This window comes from Halomonas sp. AOP7-E1-9 (assembly GCF_052376035.1).
Taxonomy (GTDB): Bacteria; Pseudomonadota; Gammaproteobacteria; order Pseudomonadales; family Halomonadaceae; genus Vreelandella; species Vreelandella citrativorans.
The window spans coordinates 1-10,943 of the sequence record NZ_JBQSVC010000018.1; the positions used below are offsets into that span (position 1 = coordinate 1).

9 protein-coding genes are annotated in these 10,943 nt (G+C 52.2%); 3 read left to right on the plus strand and 6 right to left on the minus strand.

Features of this window, described 5'->3' with window-relative positions; all coding sequences use genetic code 11:
- Positions 1-839: hypothetical protein (locus tag ACT3R4_RS11195; RefSeq protein WP_496201218.1), on the minus strand; the 839-nt coding region annotated here is incomplete at its 3' end.
- A gap of 347 nt (positions 840-1,186) precedes the next feature.
- Between ACT3R4_RS11195 and ACT3R4_RS11200 the strand changes: the two genes are divergently transcribed.
- Positions 1,187-2,809: a BCCT family transporter gene (locus ACT3R4_RS11200; RefSeq protein WP_441679050.1), complete on the plus strand. Its 1,623-nt coding sequence runs from the start codon at positions 1,187-1,189 to the stop codon at positions 2,807-2,809.
- A 490-nt stretch (positions 2,810-3,299) separates the two neighbouring features.
- Here ACT3R4_RS11200 and ACT3R4_RS11205 read toward each other — a convergent pair whose 3' ends face one another.
- Both ACT3R4_RS11205 and ACT3R4_RS11210 read right to left on the minus strand, forming a co-directional pair.
- The gene (locus tag ACT3R4_RS11205) at positions 3,300-3,461 is read right to left on the minus strand and encodes a metallothionein (RefSeq protein ID WP_193053101.1); all 162 of its coding nucleotides are present in this window, start codon (positions 3,459-3,461) and stop codon (positions 3,300-3,302) included.
- A 69-nt stretch (positions 3,462-3,530) separates the two neighbouring features.
- Positions 3,531-4,436: a LysR substrate-binding domain-containing protein gene (locus tag ACT3R4_RS11210; RefSeq protein ID WP_441679051.1), complete on the minus strand. Its 906-nt coding sequence runs from the start codon at positions 4,434-4,436 to the stop codon at positions 3,531-3,533.
- Between the two features lie 146 nt (positions 4,437-4,582).
- Between ACT3R4_RS11210 and ycaC the strand changes: the two genes are divergently transcribed.
- Both ycaC and ACT3R4_RS11220 read left to right on the plus strand, forming a co-directional pair.
- Complete coding sequence (gene ycaC / locus ACT3R4_RS11215) at positions 4,583-5,206, plus strand: isochorismate family cysteine hydrolase YcaC (RefSeq protein WP_441679052.1); 624 nt, start codon at positions 4,583-4,585, stop codon at positions 5,204-5,206.
- Between the two features lie 159 nt (positions 5,207-5,365).
- Positions 5,366-6,316, plus strand: a complete 951-nt coding sequence (locus ACT3R4_RS11220; protein WP_441679053.1) for a pirin family protein — start codon at positions 5,366-5,368, stop codon at positions 6,314-6,316.
- A gap of 115 nt (positions 6,317-6,431) precedes the next feature.
- On the opposite strand, the gene ACT3R4_RS11225 is transcribed toward ACT3R4_RS11220, so the two are convergent.
- The 3 genes from ACT3R4_RS11225 to ACT3R4_RS11235 form a co-directional block, all read right to left on the minus strand.
- Positions 6,432-7,763, minus strand: a complete 1,332-nt coding sequence (locus tag ACT3R4_RS11225) for a CitMHS family transporter (protein ID WP_441679054.1) — start codon at positions 7,761-7,763, stop codon at positions 6,432-6,434.
- 219 nt (positions 7,764-7,982) lie between these two features.
- Complete coding sequence (locus ACT3R4_RS11230; protein WP_441679055.1) at positions 7,983-8,762, minus strand: CLCA_X family protein; 780 nt, start codon at positions 8,760-8,762, stop codon at positions 7,983-7,985.
- 43 nt (positions 8,763-8,805) lie between these two features.
- On the minus strand, positions 8,806-10,482 hold the full coding sequence (locus ACT3R4_RS11235; RefSeq protein WP_441679056.1) for an alpha/beta hydrolase: 1,677 nt from the start codon (positions 10,480-10,482) through the stop codon (positions 8,806-8,808).
- Positions 10,483-10,943: the final 461 nt, after the last annotated feature.

Below are 10,943 nucleotides of genomic sequence, written 5' to 3' on the forward strand. Positions count from 1 at the left end.
CAATCATCCGCTAGTCGTTGCTTTGGATCATTTCGGTGGGCTCGTGGGAGCTTAACCGCTACCTTTTCTCCGACTAAAGGCCACATTTGAAGGCACAGCTCACGTTGTTCCTGATGCCAGCTACCAACAGTTTTTAGTACTTCTTCAGAGTTTTTATTAAGCTTCGTATTGTTAAAAGCGCTCTGTACCACCGTCTTCCATTCAGAGTTCATGCTGGTAAAACCAGCTTTACCACTTCCTGGATCTTCTAGGTATTTAACTACTTCGTGCAGAATGAACCGCTGGTCCTGACTTTCTATTTTGTCCTGCGCTAGAAGCAGTTGGGCCATGGTCACGATGTAGGTCCACGACCAATGGAAAATTTCAACCGAGCGTAAGTGCTTCTTGGGAATGGTCACTGGGTGGTGAGTTGGAAAGGCGACAAACTGATTGGTAATGGTGATGACAGCATCAATGCCGTGTTCCTTGGCTTGTTTGATATATTTTAATAGCTGGTCTTCTCCAACAGTCTCGCTGCCTACCTTGGCTTCAACCAAAGCATGCCACTTCGTTCGGCCAGTATTAAGAACGATAAGCCCATCAGGTCGGTCATCAGGGCTCTTTTTTTGGTTTATCGGGGTTTCGTTTTTGAAGACTACTTCGGTCCAAGCCTCAAGCTTTGTGCGTTCTCCAACGCGTTTGTTGATCGATTGAAGCATCGCTTTGCGAAATTCATATACCGACATTAGCGCTGCCAAGAGTATAGAAGTTGCGCGCTCCTCTTTTTTGCTGTCAGCCAGAGTAGGGATTAACCGGGCATATTTTCCCTGTGATGTGTATTCAGGACGGGCTTCGCTCATATGGATTCCATGATTATTTTTAAAATAGTTAATCCACAAAAGCGAATTCTAATTTGAATGTCAATGAAATGGTTAATAAATGGAAAATTAAAATTATTTGTAAGATAAGGCTTACAAATAATGTAAGAGCTTATGTTAATTGAGAGATGGTTGTTTTACCTCTTGGTTGATTATTTGGTCTTTGAAGTATGTTTTTGTTTTTATTTGTTTTTATGACAAAAGCTTTGCTCGTAAGGTCATCACAAATGCGTCAATACACATGTAAGAGCTTCTCCGGGAGCTTTTAATGCACCTTGGCGCAATCCGCCCATACCCCCTACCTTGTTGTAAAGACAAGAGGAAAGATTATGCTCAATAATCTCGCCAACAAGCTGGGCCTTCGGACGGATCCGACTATTTTTTTCACCTCTGCAGGCATCATGGTCCTGTTCCTGGTGGCGCTGTTGATTGCACCGGACGCGATAGGGAGTGCCTTTGGTGCGGGGCGCGAGTGGGTGGTTACTAACCTTGGCTGGTTTTTTATTTTAGGGGTGACCAGTTGGGTGGCGTTTTTGCTGTGGGTGGCAATTAGCCGTTACGGGGCAATTCGCTTGGGCGGTAACGACGCCAAGCCTGCGTATAGCAACATTTCCTGGTTCACCATGCTGTTTGCGGGTGGTATCGGTACGGTGTTGATGTTCTGGGGGGTTGCCGAGCCTATTTCCCACTTCTCTACGCCGCCAAGGCCGGGTGTCGAACCCTTTTCGGTAGAAGCCGCCGACGATGCCATGAGCTTTTCGATCTATCACTTGGGGCTGCATACCTGGGCGATTTTCGCGATGCCGGGGCTGGCGTTTGCGTACTTTATCTACCGTTACAACCTGCCGATGCGTTTTAGCTCCGTGTTCTACCCGTTGCTGGGCGAGCGCATTTACGGCCCTGTCGGCAAAACCCTCGATATCTTTGCCATTCTGGGCACGTTGTTTGGCGTGGCGGTTTCCATTGGCTTGGGTACTCAACAGATCAATGCAGGGTTAACCGAACTGTTCGGTGTGCCAGATGCGGTGTTTACCAAGGTGGTTATTATCGCTGTGCTGACCGCCGTTGCTGTGGGGTCGATTGTGGCGGGGCTGGATTCCGGTGTGAAGCGGCTTTCCAATATCAATATTGGTATGGCGGTTGGCTTGCTGGTGTTTGTGCTGCTTACCGGCTCGACCGTGTTTTTGTTACGTGCCGTTGTTGAAACCTTTGGCCTGTACATCACTAACCTGTTGCCGATGGCGTTCTGGAATGACACCTTGGCTCGCTACGCCAGCACCGACGGCAGTGGCTGGGGGTGGCAGGGCAGTTGGACGGTGTTCTATTGGGCCTGGACGGTGACATGGTCGCCTTTCATCGGCATCTTTGTGGCACGTATTTCCCGCGGGCGAACCATCCGTGAGTTTGTGCTGGGTGTGCTGTTTGCGCCTTCCATGTTTACGCTGGTGTGGTTTGCAATCTTTGGTTGGTCGGCCATGGAGATTGATGGCATTGGCGCAGCGGCTCGCGAGGCAATGGGGGACCAAGCGGGTGTCTTGTCCGCCGCCGTGGCTGAAAGCATCCCGCTTGCCATGTTCGCGTTTTTTGAGAACTTCCCAGCGGCTACGTTAATCCAGGGCTTGGCGGTGGTAATCGTGGCAATTTTCTTCGCTACTTCGTCAGATTCTGCGTCGTTGGTGGTCGATATGTTGTGTACCGGCAGCGCCGACCCTGGCCCTTGGCATCAGCGCGTATTCTGGGGTGTTTCGGAAGGTATGCTGGCCGCTATGTTAATTGTGCTGGCGGGTGATGCGGGGCTTACCGCACTACAAGAGGTAATTACCGTGGTCGGTTTGCCCATGTTTATTCTGGTGTTTGTCATGATGCTATCGCTGCTGCGCGGCCTTTCTCATGAGGACCTTACTAAAGTGAAAGTAGGCAGCCCGCCCAAGCCCGAGAAGCTGAACGAATAATCTTACGAAATGGCCACACAGAAAAATGCCCGCTGATGGCTCAGCGGGCATTTCTTGTAGCATTCGGAAGTCTAATCTTCCTTGTTCGCACGTTACCAATATTCGAGCCAGCAGTCGTTGAGTTGCCACGTAGTTAGAACAGCAAAACTATTTAAAACGGCAGAACGCCGCTAAAGCCAATCCCTAGTACGGCGATCACGACAACCACGACAACAATAACGGTAGTAGAAGGCATATTTACATTCCTTGTAAGGGGGAGAGCCTTTAAGGCTAGTGCATGGGTGGCTTTTTCGCACGTGGCGAGGCGAACATGCCGATACGGAATGATTAACCGGTGGGCTGATTAAGGGGCTGATGCCAATTAGGAGCTGAAGTAGAAGCTGAAAGTAGAAATTAAACGTAGCAACGAACAGAAGAAAGTAGAGGCTTAACCCATTAGCGCCCAGCAGAGGTGCTGGGCGCTATGATGACTACTGCAGGCACGTTAAGGCTATGCTGGTTTTCCGCAGCTACAGTTATGGCCGCAGCCCGTGGAGCCGTCTGTATGGGCAATAGCACACGCCTCGGAGCAGAATTTCTGACCATCTTTCTCAATGGATTGGTCGTCCACGGAACAATCGCATTTCGGGCAAGCACACTGTTGTTGAGCCATATTGCACCTCCTGTGTTGGTAACGTCAGCATAGACCCGGCTCCCAGTGTTATGTAATTGCGTTAGTGATTTATAGTTCAAGCTCGGCGTAGCGTTCCTCCATAAAGTCCAGCAACACGCGCACTGAGGGAAGTAGCTCGCGGCGTGCGAGGTAAACCGCGTGAATCACTTCTTGGCGCAGTTCCCATTCCGGTAAAACAAGCGTCAGCTGGCCGGAATCAATGGCGCTCGGCAGCACCAGCTTGGGCATTTGCGCAATACCAATGCCTGCTAGCGTGGCATGGTAAAGGGCGGTCATATCGGTGGTAATAAAGCGTGGCGTATGCTCAATAACCTCGATGTGTTCGTTGCGCTGTAATCGCCAAACGTGCTGCTCCACGGGCCTTGCGCGGCTGATACTGGGAAAGTGGGTAAGGTCGCTGGGCGCTTTCGGCTTCCCATAGCGGCTGAGCAGTTTCGGGCTGGCCACCAGGCACTGGCTGCTTGCTGACAGCACCTTGTGGAACAGGTCGCTATCTTCAAACGGTAGAGGGCGGGCACGAATAGCAATATCAATACCTTCCGTCAGGGGGTCTACATGGCGGTTGGTGGCTTCCAGGTGAATATGTACCTGGGGGTAGAGACGCATGAAATCCGCCAGCATCTTGCTGACATGAAAGTTTAGTAACCCAGTGGGGCAGCTAAGCCGTATGATGCCGCAAGGCCCAGACTGGCTCTCTTCAATCACCTGCTGGGCAGCCTCAACTTCTTCCAGCATGGCTTTACAGTGCAGGTAATAGCGCTGGCCGATATCGGTCATACGCAGATGCCGCGTTGAACGGTGGAGTAGCAATACCCCTAATTGTTTTTCGAGCTCCCCAACGTGTCGGCTAAGCTTTGACTTGGCGATGCCCAAGGCGCGCCCGGCGGGTGCAAAACCTTCGTGGTCCACCACTTGGACAAAATAGTACAGGTCGTTGAGATTGGGGATTGCCATTATCGTTCTCAAATTGAAACGGTGTGTTGTGATTTTCCCATCTAATCACCGAGCAGACGACCGTCTACACTCAGTTTTGTAAGTCGCAAGGCCAACCGGAGCTGCCAATGGTGATGGCTCCATTAACTGAGTGCTAGGAGTGGATCATGTCAAAACCTTACGTTCGTCTAGATAAAGATAACGCCGCCGTATTGTTGGTTGATCATCAAGCGGGCCTGCTTTCACTGGTGCGCGACATTGAACCTGACTGTTTCAAAAATAACGTATTGGCCCTAGCTGATACAGCAAAGTACTTCGGTTTGCCCACTATCTTGACCACCAGTTTTGAAAATGGCCCTAACGGCCCGTTGATGCCTGAGTTAAAAGAGCGCTTCCCCGACGCGCCTTACATCGCTCGCCCTGGTCAAATTAACGCGTGGGACAACGAAGATTTCGTTAAGGCCGTTAAAGCGACCGGTAAAAAGCAGCTGATTATCGCGGGCATCGTTACCGAAGTATGTGTTGCCTTTCCGGCACTTTCTGCCCTGGAAGAAGAGTTTGACGTGTTTGTGATCACCGATGCATCCGGCACCTTTAATGCCATGACGCGCGATGCCGCCTGGGACCGTATGTCAGCCGCCGGTGCGCAAATGATGAGCTGGTTTGGCGCGGCGTGTGAGCTTCACCGCGACTGGCGCAATGATGTTGAAGGTCTGGGTACCTTGTTCGCTAACCACATCCCCGATTATCGCAACCTGATGAACAGCTACAGCACGCTGACAAGCAAGTAATCACGAGTAACCACTGGCGGCGGAATCTGTCGCCAGTGGCTTATCTCTCACTTGGGGCAGCAAGGCAGGTTTATCTTCATCGATAACGGTTACTACGCCATAAAACATAACGATAAAGCCGGGCCGCCTTGCCTACGCTATTTTTGAGGAGTGCAGCACATGAGTTGGATGCCGACGATTGAACCCCAATGCCCTTCAGCGGGTGGTCTGAAGGATATCGAGACGCTGATTATTCCCCGTGCGCGTGACTTGGGCGGCTTTGAAGTGCGCCGCGCATTGCCTGCGCCCAAACGGCAGATGGTTGGCCCGTTTATTTTCTTCGATCAAATGGGGCCTGCCGAGTTCTTAACGGAAGGTGGAATCGATGTTCGCCCTCATCCGCATATCGGCCTGGCCACCGTTACGTACCTTTATAAGGGGGAATTTCAGCACCGTGATAGCCTAGGCACCAACCAAATGATCTATCCGGGAGAGGTCAACTGGATGGTGGCCGGCAATGGGGTGACGCATTCAGAGCGCACCAGCCCCATTACCCGCCGGCAGCCAACCCATTCGCTGTTTGGCATTCAAACCTGGGTAGCGTTGCCTGAAGAACACGAAGATAACCCCGCCACTTTTGAGCACCAGGGCCAGGACGCACTGCCGCTACTGCAGGGTGAAGGCAAAGAGGTGCGCTTGATTCTAGGCACGGCGTGGGGTGAGAAAGCCCCCGTACAGACCTTTTCGGACATGTTTTATGCCGATGCTACCTTGACGCCGGGCGCTAAATTGCCACTGCCTGATAACCATGAAGACCGAGGCGTTTATATTACCTCGGGCAGCGTGATTATCGCCGGTGAAGTGTTTGAGGAGGGCCGGATGATGGTGTTCCGCCTAGGCGACCCGATTACCGTTACGGCAGGCGAGCGCGGCGCGCGTTTAATGCTGCTGGGCGGCGAGACGCTTAACGGCCCGCGCTACGTGTCCTGGAACTTTGTCGCCTCTTCCAAAGAGAAGCTTGAAGCCGCCAAGGAAGCATGGATTGAAGGCGACTTTGAACATGGCCGCTTCCAACTGCCACCTGACGACAATAGCGAATTTGTTCCTTTCCCAGGCCAGCCGGGTAATTAAAGGCCTGACTACTTGCTACCTCGTTTGAAAAAAAGCATAAAAAAGCTCGCATGAGGGAATACCTCAGCGAGCTTTTTTCACAGCGTTTTACAAGCGGCTATCGCGCAGCTTTGGTCTACAGAGTGATGACACCGATAAGGTAGCCAAAAAGCAGTAATACAAGGCTGAAGACCCACATAATGCCGAAGGAGTACCGGATATGTTTGCCCATTTCCAGCCCGGCAAGCTGTAACGCTAACCAAACGGCCGGGGCAAGCGGGCTAACAAAGGTGCCGATAATATTACCGATCACCATTGCGTACGCGGTTGAAACCGCTGGAACCCCTGCATTGCCGACCACTTCAATCACGATAGGCAAAAAGGCGAAGAAGTACGCATCGGTGCTCAGAATAAGATCAAACGGTACGCCAAAAATGCCGATCAATATATGCATATAGGGCACCACGGCTGCCGGGAGAATTGCCACGATATCCGCCGATAACTCGCTCAGCATATTGGAGCCATTAAGAATCCCGAGGAAGGTGCCCGCGGCAATAATAATGGTAGCCATAACAAGGGCATTGGGCGCATGGCGTTTGATGCTCTGCATCTGCCCATCCATTTGGGGAATGTTAACCGGTAGTGCCAAGGCAACACCGATCATAAAGATCAGCGCGGGCGGCAAAGTGTCCATGGTAAGCGCAACGACAACCGCGAATAACAGCAGCGCATTAAAGGCCATTTTCCAGCCGGGCACCTTGTCGGCGGCTGGCTGTGTTTTGAAGGTTTCCTGAATATTGGCGGTAGCGGTGTCATTCAAGGTAGCGTCAGCGTCGAGTGAAGGCAGGCGCTTGATACGACGATTTTCACGCAGGCCTAATACCACTGCCAGTGCGAGTAGAAGGACCAGTGCAAATATCTGCAGGGGAATAAGTGGGCGCCATAGCTCGCTTGGGCTCATGCCGAGTACTGAACCAATTCGGGCGAGCGGGCCCGCCCAGGGAAGCATATTCATAATGCTGGCGCCCAAACCGACCAGCAGTAACAGCAGGTAAGGGCTCATACGTAGGCGCTGGTAGGTAGGTAGAAGTGCAGGAATGGTTAGTAGAAAAGTGGTGGCTCCGGAGCCATCCAAGTGGGCAATACTGGCAACAAGCGCGGTGGCTACGGTAATGCTAACCACATTGCCTTTGGATACTGACAGCACCTTGCGAATAACCGGTTCAAATAGCCCCGCATCCTGAAGGATACCGAAGAACAGAATGGCAAACACAAACATGACAGCGACAGGGATAACGCGTGCGAAGCCTTGCTCATAAAACATCGCGATATCATCAATACCAAAACCGGTAACTATGGCGGCAACAATAGGCACAAGGACGAAGGCCACCAGGGGCGATACGCGTCCGCTTAACAGCATGGCTACAATAGCAGCGATAGCGGTCAGGCCCGCTAGGCTTAGCGACATTTTCAGCTCCTTGAGCGTGAATTTTCAATCCAGGGTATTTCACTATTTCCTGAATTAAACTAATGGTTAATAAACTAAAGTCGCGCGGATTATGGTGACTCTGTTTTGGCTGCACAACCTAGACTTTATGCTTAGTCGTCTTGTAAATGCCGATATGTAGGCGAGCGATTGTGCACCAACAGAGAGACGATGAACGGACTGATACCTGATAACCAGAGTTTATAGGGAGCGGCTTAAGGCGAGGCCTAACTGGCTGAAATAGCGTTGAAAAGCAGTATTGATGTGCTGGCGGGCGCTGCCCTGGGGGTAAAGGCCAAGTTCGGCTTCTGGGGTGGCTTTGGTGCCTTTAACCAAAAAGTGATTCTTGATCGGCGCGTCCTGCACAAAGGCTTCAAACGCGCGGGCGCATAGCTCTTCCGGTTTGCTGTAATACACTTGTCCCAGCTTGCGGTCCATGGCTACCGAGTGCTGAAAAAGCTCGCTGGGCCGCTTGCCGTCGGGTTGTAGCAGAATGGCCGTAAAGCACTCCATTAGGCGCAGGTTAAGTGGGTGCACAATAGGCGGCGCATCAGCCAGCCAAGCGGCTGATGCAAATATATCGCGAGATAGCCCCGTGAAACACTTTTGCGCAATGTAGTGATCAAAGGCATGAAACCACTCGTGGGCAATACTGCCAGGCCCTGCGTTCTTAGCCAGCGCAAAGCTGCGCTGGGCAGGGTCGTAATGGGCGGCAACGCCGGGCCGCCCGCCGCTGCCATACTGCAATGCCAGTGAACCGCGTAATGACACCAGCGTTTCGGGGCCTTGTAGAATCAACATCAAATCGCACAGCGCATCATGAAACAGCTCCGCTGCACGGTCGCGCTCAGTAGGAGTCACCCAGCGGCCAATTTCGATGGAGCGAAAATCGAACTGGCGCCGAATAAGCGCAAAGCTACTGGGCTCCTGCTGGCGATGAGACGGCCCGTTGCGATAAAACGTTCGAGCGTCGATACTCACGGCGCGCTTACCTGTTGGCTATTCAAGCTAGACAGCTTGAGGGTTAGTGCTGAATCCTTGCCTCCCTGGCGTGAATAAAGAAGTCACGTAAACGTTTCAGAGACTCTTCATCCCAGCCGGGCGGTTCGGAAAGCGCGGCCCAGGCATCAATATAGTCTTCCGCCGCAATTTCATGGCCAAAGCCTGGCGGGGCGCTTTCGGTAGTAAGGTCTACCAATAATTGCAGCATTGTTACCACAGGATACCAGCGCAGATCGGGTGAAACATCGGGACCACGCGGTGTGTGCATCCAGTCTGGTTCACGCCAGAAAGAAGCGGGTTCAAAAAACGTAATGGGGTCGCTGGCATATTGCAGGTAGGCAATACGAAAATTTCCCCATTCTCCCGGTACTTCTTGAAGCCCCTGCGTTTGGTTCATAAAGCGCACTACCGAGCCATCGCGAAACCTGGGTAGCCAAGCTGGCGAGCCAGGGTCACGGTCAGCCGTAATGCGTTTCCATGTGTCGCTTCGGAAAGGCGGGCCGGCCCATAGCGCTCCATTAAAGGGATCATCAATAATATCGTAGAGATCAAACGAAAGATCCGAGTTAAGTGCGCCCAGGCTGAGCCCAAACAGGTACAGCCGAGGACGTTCGTCACTGGGAAGGCTGGACCAATAATCATAGACCACTGCAAATAACGCCCGGGCATTTTCGACGCCATAATCGGCTTCAGAAATTAGCGATAGATGGCTGGGCAGGTAGGAGTATTGGGCCGCTATCGTGGCAATGTCGCCGCGGTGTAGGTATTCCACTGTATCCTGCGACCCCGGGTCTATCCACCCACGCCCTGTTGGTGTCGCTAATACCAAGACAGAACGCTCGAAACCGCCTACTCGGATCAGCTCTTCCAGCGCGAGTTCGGCTCGCTCGGTAGGCGTTTCAGCAGCATTAAGACCCACATAAACACGGACAGGGTCAGGAGCTTCTTCGCCCAGAAAGTCACCGATTTGCGCGCCGCTCGGGCCTTCGGTCACAAAGCGCCGGCCACGGCTGCCTAACGCTTCCCAGCTAATTAACGACTCTGCGCTGCCGGGCTTTAGTGGGTCTTCAGGCGGAGAAAGGTCGCTTTGCATAAGCTCATCTACCTGCTGGTAAGAGCGGTCGGCCACCTTTAGCGCATACGAAAAAAGAACGCCTTCGATAACGAGCCAAAACAGCGCAATAGCGGCGATCGTGCCCAGCACATAGGCCACTCGGCGGGGCAAAATATAAGCCAACTTACGTGAAAGTAGCCGGAAGGTACGCCTAAAAAGCAGCGCCATAAGCATTAAAAACGCAAACACACCCAAGGCAATTAAGGCAATGGAGAAGGGGTGTGTGCCGCTAACGGGTTCCATCTCCATGAGTTGGCGAATACTATTTTGCCATTCGGCGGCTCGCCATAAAAAAAGAGCGGCGATGCTCAGGGATACCGCGGCGGCTAACCAGTGAAAATACGTTTCCAGCCGCGCATTGGGGTCAGGTAAATGGAGGTAACGCCAAAGCCCATGCCCCATCACTCCCAACGCATAGCCTGCGGTAAAACTTAGCCCCGACACGATACCTTGCGCGATGAGTGGGCGAGGTATAAGGCTTGGCGTTAGCGAAAACGCAAAGAAGAGCGTGCCCAGTACCAGGCCCACGCCTGAAAAACGCGCAAGGCGTGAGAAGATCCACTGTTGTTGTCTGCTCAGTTCCATTGGTTATCCATGGTCGCTGTAGGCTTTGAACGAAAATCGCTAAGGCGTTGGCGCTAAGCGAGTGGCTTTCTGCTAACTTTATTCTATTTCAGGCGCAATGAACTTGCGAATAGATGGACTTTCGAACAGGTGGATATGCGCATAGGAGTGAAGCGTCATGGGAGGGGGAGGAATAAATGCTGGGTATGGAACCAGACGAAAAGAAGCCCTCGATGCGAGGGCTTCTTTTCGTCTTCTTGACCATCCATGACATATTGCAGCTCATCCTGAGCGATCGCTTCCTTGCTAGCGGTTTCCTTGCCGCGAACACTACAGACCATAGCTAAAAGTTAATTGGTGTACAAATAATTATTGTAAAGATATTGTACGAAAACGTTTCAGAACTGATCCGATGCGCAATGGAGGCAAACTTCTGTTTAAAAAATGGCCAATGCTTGCCTGCGGGTTGGCCTTCTGCTGTG